The 14323-nt window shown below is 57.4% G+C and carries 12 protein-coding genes and 2 pseudogenes; 10 read left to right on the top strand and 4 right to left on the bottom strand.

Features of this window, described 5'->3' with window-relative positions; genetic code table 11:
* Positions 1-23: 23 nt before the first annotated feature.
* Positions 24-542 carry a DUF1259 domain-containing protein gene (locus C8P63_RS04710; RefSeq protein WP_170109502.1) on the bottom strand — a complete coding sequence of 173 codons (519 nt, stop codon included), beginning with the start codon at positions 540-542 and terminating at the stop codon, positions 24-26.
* A 520-nt stretch (positions 543-1062) separates the two neighbouring features.
* On the opposite strand from C8P63_RS04710, the gene C8P63_RS04705 reads away from it, so the two are divergent.
* The 8 genes and pseudogenes from C8P63_RS04705 to C8P63_RS19970 all read left to right on the top strand — a co-directional run.
* Entirely contained in the window at positions 1063-2586 is a 1524-nt protein-coding gene (locus tag C8P63_RS04705; protein WP_245920689.1) for an o-succinylbenzoate--CoA ligase, read from the top strand.
* The gene (menC, locus tag C8P63_RS04700; protein ID WP_108022173.1) at positions 2583-3692 is read left to right on the top strand and encodes an o-succinylbenzoate synthase; all 1110 of its coding nucleotides are present in this window, start codon (positions 2583-2585) and stop codon (positions 3690-3692) included. Before C8P63_RS04705 ends, menC begins: the two co-directional genes overlap by 4 nt.
* 106 nt (positions 3693-3798) lie before the next feature.
* Complete coding sequence (locus tag C8P63_RS04695) at positions 3799-4218, top strand: hypothetical protein (protein WP_108022172.1); 420 nt, start codon at positions 3799-3801, stop codon at positions 4216-4218.
* 356 nt (positions 4219-4574) lie between these two features.
* Complete coding sequence (locus tag C8P63_RS04690; RefSeq protein ID WP_108022171.1) at positions 4575-5144, top strand: GNAT family N-acetyltransferase; 570 nt, start codon at positions 4575-4577, stop codon at positions 5142-5144.
* A gap of 73 nt (positions 5145-5217) precedes the next feature.
* Positions 5218-6234, top strand: a complete 1017-nt coding sequence (locus C8P63_RS04685; protein WP_108022170.1) for an NADP-dependent oxidoreductase — start codon at positions 5218-5220, stop codon at positions 6232-6234.
* Between the two features lie 50 nt (positions 6235-6284).
* Positions 6285-6572, top strand: coding sequence for a chromate transporter (locus C8P63_RS04680; protein ID WP_108022169.1), 288 nt, complete (start codon positions 6285-6287; stop codon positions 6570-6572).
* 94 nt (positions 6573-6666) lie between these two features.
* Positions 6667-7260 carry a hypothetical protein gene (locus C8P63_RS04675; RefSeq protein ID WP_108022168.1) on the top strand — a complete coding sequence of 198 codons (594 nt, stop codon included), beginning with the start codon at positions 6667-6669 and terminating at the stop codon, positions 7258-7260.
* A 679-nt stretch (positions 7261-7939) separates the two neighbouring features.
* A pseudogene (locus C8P63_RS19970) lies at positions 7940-8332 on the top strand (CAP domain-containing protein); the annotation flags it as partial.
* A 43-nt stretch (positions 8333-8375) separates the two neighbouring features.
* On the opposite strand, the gene typA reads toward C8P63_RS19970, so the two are convergent.
* Positions 8376-10205, bottom strand: coding sequence for a translational GTPase TypA (typA, locus tag C8P63_RS04665; RefSeq protein WP_108022166.1), 1830 nt, complete (start codon positions 10203-10205; stop codon positions 8376-8378).
* 282 nt (positions 10206-10487) lie between these two features.
* Between typA and pyrH the strand changes: the two are divergent.
* Positions 10488-11221 (top strand): annotated as a pseudogene (gene pyrH, locus C8P63_RS04660) (UMP kinase).
* Positions 11222-11258: 37 nt separating this feature from the next.
* Here the strand turns inward: pyrH and C8P63_RS04655 are convergent.
* The gene (locus C8P63_RS04655) at positions 11259-12365 is read right to left on the bottom strand and encodes an LPXTG cell wall anchor domain-containing protein (RefSeq protein ID WP_108022165.1); all 1107 of its coding nucleotides are present in this window, start codon (positions 12363-12365) and stop codon (positions 11259-11261) included.
* 369 nt (positions 12366-12734) lie between these two features.
* Here C8P63_RS04655 and lplA point away from each other — a divergent pair, with 369 nt between their 5' ends.
* A complete protein-coding gene (gene lplA / locus C8P63_RS04650; protein ID WP_108022164.1) occupies positions 12735-13727 on the top strand; it encodes a lipoate--protein ligase in 993 nt (330 codons plus the stop codon).
* 65 nt (positions 13728-13792) lie between these two features.
* On the opposite strand, the gene C8P63_RS04645 is transcribed toward lplA, so the two are convergent.
* The gene (locus tag C8P63_RS04645; RefSeq protein WP_108022163.1) at positions 13793-14230 is read right to left on the bottom strand and encodes a peptidylprolyl isomerase; all 438 of its coding nucleotides are present in this window, start codon (positions 14228-14230) and stop codon (positions 13793-13795) included.
* Between the last annotated feature and the right edge of the window lie 93 nt (positions 14231-14323).

Raw genomic sequence — 14323 nt, 5'->3', positions numbered from 1 at the left:
ATACGGAGGCGGTTTTCTTTGTGTCAATGGGGCAACATCAAGCGGTCTTTGGGAAACCGTTTGAAGCCTCTCTTTCCGTAAGAAGTGGCACGGACCGCGCTTCGGACTCCCTTGGCCAGCCGTTCCGGGGTGCCTTCTCCCTGGAAGTGGAGGTAGATCACCCGGGGCCGCTCGAAGAGCATGTGGTTGTGGATGGCGGTCACTTCCAGACCCGACTGGCGCAGACGGTCCACCACCGGGTTCACCTCCGGCTCCATCAAGGCAAACTCTCCCATGACCACCCACGCGTCGCCGACGCGTTCAAAGTTGGCCAACAGCTCCAGCTCCATGGTCTCCGGGGACAGCATCCTGCCTTGATGGGTGACCCGAAGTTCCTTGCGGATCAATCCCATCCGGCAGATACCTTCTTGCGCTTCCACTTTGTAACCGAGTGCTTGCTCCAGCCGCCGGCAATCCCCGGACTTTTGGGCCTGGACTGGCTGAAATGGGACCGCGAACAGGAGAAGCACCAACAAGAACGCCCATCCTCTTTTCCATCTCATCCACATCACCTTCTTTGATGGATGTGGATATTTTTTCCTTTCGGGGCGGGTTTTATGAGATACGAGCGGGAAAATCCAGCTCTTCCAGGTTGGGAAGCCTTCGGGGAGAAGAGCGGGTTGCCGTCTTCTGAGATCTGGGAGTCCACGATGCCCTGGAAGCGTTGTGAGGGATTGCCAGGCTCAGAAGAAGGGAAGCGTTCAAGGGCAAAAGCTCTCTGTGTTGCATCGCAAGCGTTTGCCCCGGCCCGCAGCAGGAAGATTCGGAACGGCTTCGGGTAAATGCCGCCGCTCACTTTTTCACAACACTTCTAAAGCTCCGTTTCCGCGGGGCTTTTTACGTTGATGAAAAGGGGAAAGTGAAATCCTGCGTGATTCATGGATCATTCGAGATTCATGCCAATCACTCCTTTCGGGTCCGCCCGTCCCCAAATTCGAATCTTCATCATTCCCACCAAGGGAACGGGAACGGTATAATGAAGGAGATCAAATCCGGATCCATCACAGAAAGGTTGAAGCACCGATGTCCCAATGGCAGAACGGAACCGAGATGCCCCGCTGGCTGGACAAGCGGGCTGGTTTGACGCCGGAGCGAACCGCGGTGATCTGCGGGGAGGAGAAAAGGACCTTCCGCCGGTTGGCGGAGGAGGTCCGGAAAACAGCCCGGCGGCTGTCCGGACTTGGAGTTGGAAGAGGGGACCGGGTGGCGTTTTTGATGCCAAACGGCCTTCATACAGTCACCTTGATCCACGCCATCTCCTGGTTGGGGGCGGTGTTGGTTCCCCTCAACACCCGGCTGGCTCCCCGTGAAATCGCCTGGCAACTGGAAGATTCCGGTGCGAAGGTGATGATTGTGAACGAGGCCCACCGGAGCTTGGGTGAAGCGGCCCGGAAAGCATGCGTCGAAGGGGCCCCGAAGGCCCTCTCCTGGGATGAGTTGGGTGATCAACCGGAGCAAGAGACGGAGGGTTGCTCCCGCATTTCCCTGGACGATCTCCATACCCTGATGTACACCTCGGGAACCACGGGACGACCCAAAGGGGTGATGTTGACCTGGGGGAATCACTGGTGGAGCGCCACCGCCTCCGCCCTTAACCTGGGGCTGGATCCGGCTGACAAATGGTTGGCCGCGGTCCCCCTGTTTCACATGAGCGGCCTGTCGATCCTGATGCGCAGCCTCATCTGCGGCATGACCGCCGTGGTGCACCCCGCCTTCGATCCCGCTCGGGCCAACCGCGCCATCGCGGAAGACGGGGTGACCATCGCCTCGGTGGTGGGGACCATGCTCACTCGGATGCTGGACGAGTTGGGCGAAGAGCATTACCCGGAATCTTTCCGGTGCATGCTCCTGGGGGGGGGACCGGCGCCCCGGCCGCTTCTGGAACGGTGCAAAAGGAAAGGGGTGCCGGTGTTTCAAACCTACGGGATGACGGAGACCGCTTCCCAGATTGTCACGCTTTCCCCGGAAGACAGCCTCCGCAAGCTGGGGTCCGCAGGCAAGCCCCTTTTCCCTTCCGAGCTGAAAATCGTCGGGGACAATCGGGAGCTGGCCCCCGGCGAAGCAGGGGAGATCGTGGTGAGAGGCCCCAATGTGACCCGGGGGTACTGGAAGCGGGAAGATGCCACCAGGGATGCGATCCGGGACGGATGGCTTTATACCGGGGATCTGGGTTATGTGGACGAGGAAGGATTCCTCTATGTGCTGGACCGTAGACACGACCTGATCATCTCCGGCGGGGAGAATGTTTATCCGGCGGAGGTGGAGGCGGTACTGATCTCCCACCCGGCGGTGGAAGAAGCCGGGGTGACCGGGTTTTCGGACAAGGATTGGGGACAGGTCCCCGTCGCATTCGTCAAACCGAAGGAAGGACAATCCGTGGCGGAGAACGAACTTCTCCGCCACTGCCGGGAGCGGCTGGCCCGTTACAAGGTCCCGGTCCGGATCCACGAGGTGGAGGAACTGCCCAAAAACGCTTCCAACAAACTCCTCCGTCGCCGATTGCCCGAATTGATCCCCGGCGGGGGGCAAGGGGAGACAGGACCATGATCGTGAAGAAAATCACTCTCCATCATATCCGGATGCCCCTGAAGACCCCCTTTTCCAACAGTCTCACCACTGTCACCGAACGGGATCTGATCCTGGTGGAAGCGGAAGACGAAGAAGGCCGGACGGGCTGGGGGGAATGTGTCGTTTTCACCTCACCTTGGTACACGGAGGAAACCGTCGGAACCGCCTGGCACGTGATCGGTGACTTTTTGGTCCCCCTTTTGCTGGACCGTCCCTTGGAACACCCGTCGGAGATCCCGGATCGGTTTGCCCCGATTCGCCGCCATCCCATGGCCAAGGCGGCCTTGGAAGGGGCGATCTGGGACCTCTGGTGCCGGTATCGCGGTCTCTCCCTCGCCCGGGCCTTGGGCGGTTCCCGGGATCGGATCGTTGCCGGGGCGGCGGTCGGTTCGGCCGATCCGGCAACGATGCTGGAGGAGATTCGGCTGCGGGTGGAGGAAGGCTATCGTCGAATCAAGGTGAAAATAAAGCCGGGAGCTGACGTGGAGGTGTTGGAACCGATCCGGGCGGAATTTCCTGCTCTCCCCTTGATGGCGGACGCCAATTCCGCCTACACTCTGGAGGATTTGGATCATCTGAAATATTTGGACCGTTTCGGCCTTCTGATGATCGAACAACCCTTGGACGCCGACGATATCGTCGATCATGCCAAGCTTCAGGCCGAGTTGTCCACTCCGGTCTGTCTGGACGAAAGCCTCCAGTCCTTCGGGGATGTCCGGCAGGCCCTGGAACTGGGAAGCTGCCGCGTGGTCAACATCAAACCGGGCCGGGTCGGAGGTCTGACCGAAGCGAAACGCATCCACGATCACTGCCGGAAGCGCGGCATTCCCGTCTGGTGCGGCGGCATGCTCGAATCCGGGGTGGGACGCGCACAGAATATCGCCCTCGCCTCCCTGGAAGGGTTCACTCTTCCAGGGGACCTTTCCGCTTCGGACCGCTACTGGGAACGGGATCTGATCCGGCCGGAAGTGACGGTGGAAAACGGCACCCTCTCCGTTCCCCTGAACCTTCCGGGCATCGGATTCGAGGTGGACCGGGATCGGCTGAGGGAGGCCCGTTTAAACAAACGAACCTGGGAAGCATGAAGGTCCGGTTCTCCCGGACTTTTCTTCTTCCGTTCTATCCAAATATTCCGAAAAAGGGTAGAATGGAAGTAAAAGATAGAAAAAGAAATGGAAAAGAGGGTCAAGCATGGTCAAATCGGTGTTGACGATTTCGGTCACCTCTTTCGGAGCCGGAATCGCCGTTCAGTTTGTCCTCTGTGCACTGTACATTTCCGCTGTCATAGAACCCGGCAACCCCGCACTGTGGATGCTCCTCGCCGCGTATCTGGCATCGGGAACTCTCGGGATCGGCGGACTGTTGTACTTCACGGTGGCAGCCCCTCTTTTGTTCATCCTTCTCTGGAGATTGCGGCAGGAGGAACCCGGTTTTTATCCCCTGACAGCGATGGGGGTCTGTGTCGGCCTGTCTGCATGGGGAGGTTCCTGGATGGGGGGACTGGACTGGCGGTTATTCGCCTTGATGGTTCCCTCTGCGTTTTTTTTCGGGGGGATGTGGTGGAACCGGATTGAACTCAACCGGTCGGTTCGGAATAAACTGGCCGCCTGAAAGGGAAGTGGAGTCCGTATGAGAAAAAAGCCGGTTGACAACCGGCTTTTTTTGTATAGACCGAGGACTTTGAACCCAGGATATCGAAGTATTTGCTGTGGAACTCGTGCTCCGTCCGGTGGGTGTGTTTCCGGCTGGCGGCACGAGTACGTTCGGCAAGGCGGATTCTTTCATCTCCTCCCCGGGTCGGGTTTCCTGTGCACCCTCAGATTTCAATCCAAATGAATGCGTGCCCATTCATTGAGGAAGGTCCGCACATGCAGACCCCCGAGGATTTTTACGGAAATACCCAACCACTGGCAAAAGGGTTGCCAAATGTTGTTTGAAATAATAGGGGAAGGAGTTCGGTGACAGGGATGTGGAGTGAAAAGGTCGGACGGGAGCGGCGGAGTTTGGGGTTGAAGGAGCTGAAAGCCCGTTCCTACCGTCCGGAAACGGACGAGGAGGCAGTGGTGGCGTTTTACCTTGACCTGATGATGGATCATTACCGTTATTGGTCGGAAGTGACGGGGGAAGCGTTTGATGCCGGTTACTGGGAGGAAGTGCTGAAACGGGAGAAAGCGGGGGAACAGTTGGCCCGGGAATTGCGGAACCGGTTGGACAATCCCGATGCCCTGTTGCTCGTGTTTATCTGCGACTCCGATGAACCGATCGGATTTCTCTACCTGGAGATCCGGAAAGATCATCTCACCTTCCGAAGAGCAGGGTTTATCAACGGGATCTACCTCCACCGGGATTATCAGGGGAAGGGGTTGTCCAAGCAGATGCTGGCCAGGGGGGAACGGTGGTTCCAGGAACGGGGGGTTGCCCCGCGGCACGTCTTTGTTACCAGCAACAATCTGGCGGCGGTGAAACTTTATGCTTCCATGGGGTATCGGGTGAGCGACTATCGGATGAGCAAGGTGAGTTCCGAAAACGGTTTGTAAGCGGACACTGAAACGGACGACAAAAAGGATGCAATGATTTCCGACCGAAATAAATGGTCGAACGGAGGATTCCATGGGTAATCAAACCAACCGACAGATCCTGTTTGTGAAACGCCCCAAGGGTTTACCGGACGACCGCACCTTCCGCCTGACGGAGTCCACGGTCCCCGAACCGAAAGACGGGGAGGTGCGGGTCCGCACGATCTACCTTTCCGTGGATCCCTACATGCGGGGACGGATGAACGATATGAAGTCCTACATCCCGCCCTTCCGGTTGAACGAAGTGCTGACCGGCGGAGTGGTTGGGCAGGTGGAGGTGTCCAGGCACCCTGACTTCCAACCCGGTGAGCTGGTCACGGGAATGATGGGATGGCAGGATTATTCCGTCGTTCACGGGGCGGAGCTGAACAAGGTGGACGCCCGCCTCGCCCCGCCCTCCACTGCCTTGAGCGTTTTGGGGATGCCCGGTCTCACCGCCTACTTCGGCCTTCTCGACATCGGGCGACCCAGGGAAGGAGAGACCGTGGTCGTCTCCGGTGCCGCCGGCGCCGTCGGCACCGTCGTCGGCCAGATCGCCAAGCTGAAAGGCTGCCGCGTGGTCGGGATTGCCGGCTCCGAGGAGAAGATCCGCTATCTCCAGAAGGAGCTCGGTTTCGACGCCGTGATCAACTACAAAGCCGAGGACGTCAAAGAGGCATTGAAAGATGCCTGCCCCGACGGTGTGGACGTCTACTTTGACAATGTGGGCGGCGAGATCTCCGATCGGGTCCTGTCCCGGATCAACCAATATGCCCGCATCGTCCTCTGCGGCCAGATCAGTCTCTACAATCTGGAGAAACCCGATATCGGCCCCCGGATTCAGACGACGCTGCTCATCAACAGTGCTCTGATGAAAGGCTTTATTGTCTCCGACTACCAGGATCGCTTCAAGGAAGGCCTTTCCCACCTGGCCGAATGGGTATCCCAGGGCAAGATCCGGTACCGGGAAAACATCGTGGAAGGCCTTGAAAACGCCCCGCAAGCCTTCCTCGGCCTCTTCAGAGGAGAGAACCTCGGGAAGCAGCTGGTGAAGGTGTCGGAGGTGCAATAACGAATCACGGAGGATCCCCGTGAAAGAAGTGTCCCGCCAAGAGACCGGGAGTGAAGCGGCTCGGCGGGACACGTCTTGATGGGATCGCTTCCCTTTGGGAAGCCATTCGTAATCGCCCGGCCTTCCGGGCCGCCTTCGCCGGGATCAATGCAGCGGTGGTGGGGATTCTCCTCGCCGCTCTGTACGATCCGGTCTTCACTGAAGTGATCCGCGGTCCGGAGGATTTCAGCCTGGCACTGGCCGCCTTCGGCCTGTTGACGGTATGGAAGCTCCCACCCTGGCTGGTGGTGGTGATGACCGCCGCCGGGGGGGAGGCGTTGATCCAATCCTTTGCTTAAAAACCGCCCGACTGGCGGTTTTTTTGATTTTTGGAAAGGAATCTGTCATGGATTCCTCGAAATGGAAGAGAAACCATATGCGAGGTGATGGCCCGTGGATCTTCGCTTCTATCTGGAGAACACCCGCTATGCCGCCGAAAATCTGGTGAGTCTGGTGTGGGAGCAAAAACGGGAGTCCATACGGTTGATACAGGAACATGATGAAATAAAAGAGGAGTGGAAGGCCCGGTATGCCGTCTCCGTTCCGGGCGGAAACGAGGAAACGGCACACTTTGAGGAAGAGAATGGTTCCCTGGCGATGAAGCTGAAGCAACTGGAGTGGGTACGGGAGATCAAGGTGAACTCACTCCAGGTGTTGAGCGGAGCCCTTCTGCAGATCGCCAAACAGGGGCTTTCCATCGTTCACGGAAACTTCGATCGGTGGCCCACGGGGAAAGTGATCCGGGGAAACGGGCAGGCCGTCACGTTGAAAGAAATCATCCGACACGGCCGCAACCAGTCCATGCACTTTGAAGATGATCTGTTCGAAGAGACCAAGGAATTCTTCGACCGTTTGGCTGCCGTCGCCGGCGACAGTGATCTGTCCGCCCGCAAAAACCCCGGAAAAAACCTGGCGTTCGAAGTCGTGGATTTCCTGCAGTGGAACGATTATGAATCCTACGAGTCCGATATGCTGCTGATGCGATAGCCTTCGTTCCATCGTGGAACAGCCCCCCGAGAGGAACCCCGGGGGGGCTGTTCCACGATGGAATAAACACCTGGGTTCGAATCCATTTCCTTCGCAGCATCAGGAGGAAGATCCATCCAATCTCGCTTTTATCGAAACCTCTATCCGGTTGGCATCGTTTTTTACATGAGAACAAAGTGTTGACAAAGATTCCATTTGATAGGAACCGAAGCGGCAGAAGGAGGAACCTGTCTTGAATTCACATCGAAATGCTGGATCCTTACCGCCAAGAAAAACCAGGAGGAAGCGGCGGTTCCCTCTCTATCTGGGTATCTCCGCATTGGTTCTGTTTCTCTCCGCCGGCGTTTTGTACGCCCAGGAAAAACTGCCTGTTTTTGGCGGAGAAGAAGCGGCGCAACCGGACCGGCCGGAGAAACAGCAACCGGCGGATCTCACCGCTCAGTCCGATGAAGAGAATGAAAAAGAGAAAAAGAAACCCGACGACCAAAAGAAAGAAGAGTCCGATAAGAAAGACCAGGCCAAACAGAAAGAAGAGCCGGATGTCACGGTGAAAAAGCCCGAACCGGAGAAGGAGCCGGCCAAAAAAGAACCCTCCCCAAATTCCGGAAACGGTCCGTCGGAGGCGACTGTTTCCGCGGCTGCTTCCGAACCGGACAAGCCGGCCCCGCCCACCGCCTCCGATTCCCTCTCCGCTTTTGAAAAGGAAGTGGTGGACCTCGTGAACCAAGAACGGGCCAAAAAAGGACTCTCTCCCCTGAAAGCGGATTCGGAGCTGTCCGATGTGGCCCGGGTCAAGTCAAAGGACATGCGGGACAACCACTATTTTTCCCACAACTCTCCCACCTACGGTTCTCCCTTTGAGATGATGAAGCAATTTGGCATCCAATACACCGCCGCCGGGGAGAACATCGCCGCCGGTCAGCCGACACCGGAAGCCGTGGTGAAGGGCTGGATGGACAGCGACGGGCACCGTGCCAACATCCTGAACTCCCAGTTCACCCACATCGGGGTGGGCTACGCCAAAGGCGGGTCCTACGGCCACTACTGGACCCAGCAGTTTATCGCGAAATAGACAAATACGAGAATCCCCCCGCAATGCTGCGGGGGGATTCTCTTTATTTCTCCACTCTGCCGCCCTGTTTCTGGTAGCGGCGGCGTTGGTTTTTGGCAAGAATCCGTTTGCGGATGCGGAAGTCTTTCGGCGTGACTTCCAGGAGTTCGTCATCGGAGAGGTATTCCAGGGCGTCGTCCAGGGAGAGGTTTTTCGGTGGCTCCAGGCGCAGGGCGTCGTCGGAACCGGCGGCGCGGAAGTTGGTCAGCTGTTTCTTTTTGCAGACGTTGACATCCAGGTCGTTGTCCCGAATGTGCTGACCGACGACCATGCCTTCGTAGACCTCGGTGTTGGGGCCGATGAAGAGCGTCCCCCGTTCCTGTGCAGCGTGGAGGCCGTAGGTGGTGGTCTCCCCGGGCTCCCAGGCGACAAGGGATCCGTGGTCCCGTGTCGGGATGTCGCCGGAGTGAGGTTCATAGCCTCCGAAGAGGGTGTTCATCAGGCCTTCGCCCCGGGTGGCGGTCAAAAACTGCTGGCGGAAGCCGATCAGGCCCCGGGTGGGAACCCGGTAGGTGTAATGGATGGAACCGTCGTCCCGGAGTTCCATGTCCGTCATCTGACCTTTCCGTTTGCCCAGCAGTTCCACAACCGCCCCCTGGTGTTCCCCGCTCACTTCCACTTCGACGATCTCCACCGGCTCGTGCCACTTGTCGTCGATCTTCTTCAGAATCACTTCCGGCTTGCTGACCTCGAATTCATACCCTTCGCGGCGCATGTTTTCGATCAGGATGCCGAGGTGGAGTTCCCCCCGTCCCGCCACCAGGAAGGTGTCGGGGGAGTCGGTGTCTTCCACATTCAGGGCGACGTCCCGCTCCGATTCGATGTAGAGGCGTTCCCGCAGTTTCCGGGAGGTGACGAATTCCCCTTCCCGCCCGGCGAAGGGACTGGTGTTCACCCCGAAGGTGACCCTGAGGGTGGGCTCTTCCACTTTGATCGGGGGCAGCGGCCGGGGACGGTCGGGATCGGTGATCGTATCCCCGATGCCCACATCGCCCAGCCCCGTCAGGGCGATGATGTCCCCGGCCTCGGCCCGCTCCGTTTCGATCCGTTTCAACCCTTCATGGACAAACACCTGGGCCACCTTGAGGGGGTGCCGGTTTCCGTCCCGGTCGATCCGGAGGACGTGATCGTTTTTCCCGATGGAACCGCTGTTCAGACGTCCGATCACAATCTTTCCTTTGTAATCGTCGTAACCCATCAGGGTGGCCTGGAGCTGCAGCGGTCCGTCGGGGTTCACCCGGGGAGGGGGAAGGTCCTTAAGTATCCGCTGAAACAAAGGTTCCAGGCTGTCGGTCATTTGATCCGGCTCGGTGCCGGCTTCCCCGGTCAGGGCGTTGGTGTAGAGGACCGAAAAATCGGCCTGCTCTTCCGAAGCTCCCAAATCGACGAAGAGGTCGAAGGTGGTATTCACCACGCAGTCGGGGCGGGCATTGGGCCGGTCGATCTTGTTGACAACGACGATTGCTTTATGACCCCGTTCCAGGGCGTGGCGAAGGACAAACTTGGTCTGGGGCATCGGCCCTTCGACGGAGTCCACCAACAGGAGAACACCGTCCACCATATTCATCACCCGTTCCACCTCACCGCCGAAGTCGGCATGGCCGGGGGTGTCGACAATGTTGATCTTGACTCCCTGGTAGGTAACGGCGGTGTTTTTGGACAGGATCGTGATCCCGCGTTCCCGCTCCAGATCATTGGAGTCCAACACCCGTTCTTCCACCTGCTGGTTTTCCCGGAAGATCCGGCTCTGTTTCAGCATGGCGTCCACCAGGGTGGTTTTTCCGTGGTCCACGTGGGCGATGATGGCGATGTTGCGGATGTGATCAGCTTTCATTCAGGTGCGCGCGGATGCGCTGCCTCCTTTGCACAAAAAATCACCCGGCGCAAAGGCCGAGGATTCTTCACGAAATCGTCTCTCTCAGCTCATTTATTATATCACAGCGGGTTCCGGTGGACGAAGAGGAAGTTTGACCTTTGAAGATCGGCCGAATATAATACAGAGGATTTGATACACGGAAGGGAATGCCGATGAGGAATATGGAGAACCGGACGATGAATTTCATCGCATTCCCTTTTTTATCTTGAAGGCAAAGGCGTGAAGCCTTTGCCTTTCTCTTTGGGAAAGGGGAGAGGAAAATGCGGTATCGCCGGGACGGAAGGGGAAGCCCCCTTCAGCGTGGACTGTCTCGACCACATCGCGGAGGAAATCATCTCCCTCACGGAGATGGGGGTCCAGGTCTCCGTCGTGATCGGGGGCGGCAACATCTTCCGGGGCAGGCTGGCGGACATCTGGGGGATCGACCGGGTGGAGGCGGACAACATCGGGACGCTGGGAACGGGGATCAACAGTCTGATGTTGCGGGGAGTGTTAAGAGCAAGACGGGCCGGGAGGTGCGGGTAATGACTTCGATTCCCATCAATGCGGTGGCGGAGCCCTACATCCGGCTGCGGGCGATGAAGCACCTGGAGAAAGGTTATCTGGTCATCTTCGCCGGGGGAAACGGCCAACCTTACGTCACCACGGATTATCCGGCGGTGCAGCGGGCCCTGGAGATGGGATGCGATGCCATCCTGGCCGCCAAACAGGGGGTGGACGGGGTCTATGACCGGGATCCGAACCGCGCCCCCGGTGCACGTCGCTACCGTACCCTCAACTATCGGGACGTGATCGCACGCGACCTGAAGGTGATGGACCAAACCGCCTTTCTGCTGGCGCGGGATCACCGTATGCCGGTCCATATCTTTGACTTCGACTGCAAAGGGGCCATGAGGACTCTTTGCGAAGGCGGGGAAACCGGGACCATCGTCGGGGGGATGGATTCGATGCTGGAAGGTGGAGGAGAAACGTAAAAGCACCCTGTCACAGGGTGCTTTTGGTCCCTTTCGGTTAAGAAGGGAATCGTTTCCGAATCAGAAAGAGAATCAGGCCCGCGAGGGCGATCCCGCCGCCAATCAGCATGATCGTCAGTTCATTGCCGGAAGTGTCGGGAAGGTTTCCACCGTGATCCACTTTGCTGTCGGTCCCGTCTTTGGAGTCCGGCTGTTCCGTTTTGCCGTCATCGGGGGTTTCTCCATTGTCAGGGTTTGTGTCATCGCCGTCTCCATCTCCATGGTTTCCATTCCCCGGTGGACGGTTTTGCTGAAGGCAGGGTGCGTCCTCATCGAGATACAGGGAATCCAGTCCGAACAGATGGGTCTTGGCCCCGTCGGCAATACCTTGGAAATCCACGTGAACTTCATATTCACCGGGGGAAACCCCTTCCTCTGTCAGTTTTTGTTGGGTTACGGTGTGTTGTTGTTCCGCACCGGAGACTTTGCCCGTGTTGTCCGTGACTTTGACGTCTTCGCCGAGGATGAGAAATGTCCAGTTCCCCCGGACTTTTTCGGCTCCATCCAGTTTGGTGTTGAATTTAATCCCTTTTTCCGTGCAGACGGCCCCCCATTCGAGAAGTGTGAGTTTGAACTTGTAAGTTGCTTTTGCAACAGCGGGTTCACCATCCGCGATTCCTTCGTACCGTACCTTTACTTCATATTCCTTGCCGGCTTCATAACCTTCGGGGAGGCTGAAATATTTGGCCCGGGCGGAGGTTCTGTCGTTGGTGCGGATTTTTTCTCTGCCGTCGAAGACGAAAGCCCATTTGCCGCTGGCCTTCTCGGCGTTGGGAAGGCTGGCGTGGAAAACAAGGGATCCGTTGTCCGCAATCCGCTGGTGACGGATGTTCAGGGTTTCTTCAGTCGGTTGTGTGGTCGGTTTTTTTTGTTCGGGTTCACTCGATCTCCCGGATGGGACTTCCCCATCTTTTTTGTCTGTGAATTCGTTGCCATTGTCCGTCTTTGGATCGAGGGTGGTTACATCCGTATTGGCAGTGGGGTCGCTTGCCGCAGGTTCGCTGTCAGGGGTGTTCACCGAATCGCCGGCGATCACGCTTACGGGAGCCAAGGTGAGCGCCAATATCCATGCCATCATCAGGGAAAAGATCTTGCCTCGAAACATGTGATTATTTCCTCCTTTTTAAATGGTTCATAATAATGATTCGTAATGGATCTCCGGTTTGGTGTATTTTTCCTTCTGATCAGGCGAAAACCCAGGGTGAACAGGCAGGGGCGGAGATCTGTGACGGGGGAACAGAGTTGTCTGTAATCACGGATTCAAAAATCAGAAGAAGGGAAGCGTTTTAACGACTTTGCTGTCCTGCCCGCAGCAGGATGATTCGGGGCGGACAGTACCTGCATCTCTGCAGAACAGCAGCCGGTGCACGTCGGAATTTCCCGACAGGGTTCATACCCTCCGATTGAAAGTTGCTTCAAGGCGGGCGGTTGTCTACAATGAGAGGGCATGAAGACAACGAGGAGGTTGACTCCCTTGCTGTTCATTGATAACCAGAACACCTACGACCCCAGGGTGAACTTGGCGATTGAGGAATATATCCTGAAACATCTCGACATCGATGAGGACTACCTCCTGTTTTACATCAACGATCCTTCCATCATCATCGGCCGCAATCAGAACACGGTGGAGGAGATCCACGTGGATTACTGCCGTGAGCATGGAATCCACGTCGTCCGCCGCCTGTCCGGGGGAGGGGCTGTCTACCACGACCGGGGAAACCTCAACTTCAGTTTCATCACCAAGGATGACGGCAACAGTTTTCTCAACTTCCGGAAATTCACCGAGCCGGTGATCAAAGCCCTCCGCCGACTGGGGGTGGAGGCGGAATTGACGGGACGGAACGACATCCAGGTCGGGGAGAAAAAGATCTCCGGCAACGCCCAGTTTACTACCAAAGGGCGGATGTTCAGCCACGGCACGTTGATGTTCGACGTCGACCTGGAACGGGTGGCTGAGGCTCTCAAGGTGAAGAAGGAAAAATTTCAATCGAAGAGCACCAAGTCCGTCCGGAGCCGGGTGGCCAACATCAGTGAATTCCTGGACCGGAAGATGAGCGTCGAGGAGTTCCGAAATCTTTTGTTACGTTACATTTTCGAGGGGGAAGCAGAGATTCCCGAGTACCGGCTCACGGAAGAGGATTGGAAGGAGATCGACCGAATTTCCGCCGAGCGGTACCGGAACTGGGACTGGAACTTCGGCCGTTCCCCGAAGTTCAACGTGGAGCACGCCCGCCGGTTCGAGGGGGCCGGAAGCATCGACGTCCGGCTTCAGGTGGAGAAAGGCATCATCCGTGGATGCACCATTTTCGGGGACTTTTTCGGCGTGAGGGATGTGAAGGAGATCCAGGATCTTCTGACCGGCCGCCGGTATGACCGTGACGATATTGCCGACGCCCTGAAGGAGATCGACGTGCGGGAGTATTTTGGAAACATCACGAAAGACGAGTTCATCGACCTGGTGTATTGAAAAACCCCCGGGTCCTTGCCGCAAAAAAAGAACGGGCCTCACAGTCCCGTTCTTTTTTTGCTGTATCACTCTTCCCAGACCCGGACCTTTTTCATCCGGTCTCCGTTTTTCATCCTGCGGGCTGTTTCCAGTCCTTTTGTCACTTTGCCGAATACCGTGTGCACCCCGTCCAGGTGGGGCTGGGCCTCGTGGACGATGAAGAACTGGCAGGAGCCGGTGTTTCTCCCCGCGTGGGCCATGGAGAGGGCGCCGGGTTCGTGTTTGTGCGGGTTGTTATCGGTTTCGCAAGGGATGGTGTAGCCCGCATTCCCGGTGCCATTCCCGATCGGACAGCCACCCTGGCTGACGAACCCGGGGATCACCCGGTGAAAAGTGAGCCCGTCGTAAAACTCCTGGTCCGCCAGCTTCCGGAAATTCGCCACTGTTTTCGGGGCGGCTTCCGGGAAAAATTCCATCTCGATCGTTTCACCGTTTTCCATCTCGATCCTTCCTTTGAGGGCCATCATTGTTGCCTCCTTTCAATCGACTTTCCCATTGTATCAAACCATTCGGAGGCAAATTTGAACAAAAAAGAAATCCCGCCATGGGCGGGAATC

The organism is Melghirimyces profundicolus (assembly GCF_003054245.1).
Taxonomy (GTDB): Bacteria; Bacillota; Bacilli; order Thermoactinomycetales; family DSM-45169; genus Melghirimyces; species Melghirimyces profundicolus.
The sequence above is the reverse complement of the archived record's forward strand: the minus strand, read 5'-3'. Positions and strand labels throughout refer to the sequence as shown.

Bases quoted from the DNA above. Each gene is read 5' to 3' on its own strand.
- C8P63_RS04710 (WP_170109502.1), bottom strand. From the start codon at position 542: ATGAGATGGAAAAGAGGATGGGCGTTCTTGTTGGTGCTTCTCCTGTTC.
- C8P63_RS04705 (WP_245920689.1), top strand. From the start codon at position 1,063: ATGTCCCAATGGCAGAACGGAACCGAGATGCCCCGCTGGCTGGACAAG.
- menC (WP_108022173.1), top strand. From the start codon at position 2,583: ATGATCGTGAAGAAAATCACTCTCCATCATATCCGGATGCCCCTGAAG.
- C8P63_RS04695 (WP_108022172.1), top strand. From the start codon at position 3,799: ATGGTCAAATCGGTGTTGACGATTTCGGTCACCTCTTTCGGAGCCGGA.
- C8P63_RS04690 (WP_108022171.1), top strand. From the start codon at position 4,575: ATGTGGAGTGAAAAGGTCGGACGGGAGCGGCGGAGTTTGGGGTTGAAG.
- C8P63_RS04685 (WP_108022170.1), top strand. From the start codon at position 5,218: ATGGGTAATCAAACCAACCGACAGATCCTGTTTGTGAAACGCCCCAAG.
- typA (WP_108022166.1), bottom strand. From the start codon at position 10,205: ATGAAAGCTGATCACATCCGCAACATCGCCATCATCGCCCACGTGGAC.
- C8P63_RS04655 (WP_108022165.1), bottom strand. From the start codon at position 12,365: ATGTTTCGAGGCAAGATCTTTTCCCTGATGATGGCATGGATATTGGCG.
- C8P63_RS04645 (WP_108022163.1), bottom strand. From the start codon at position 14,230: ATGGCCCTCAAAGGAAGGATCGAGATGGAAAACGGTGAAACGATCGAG.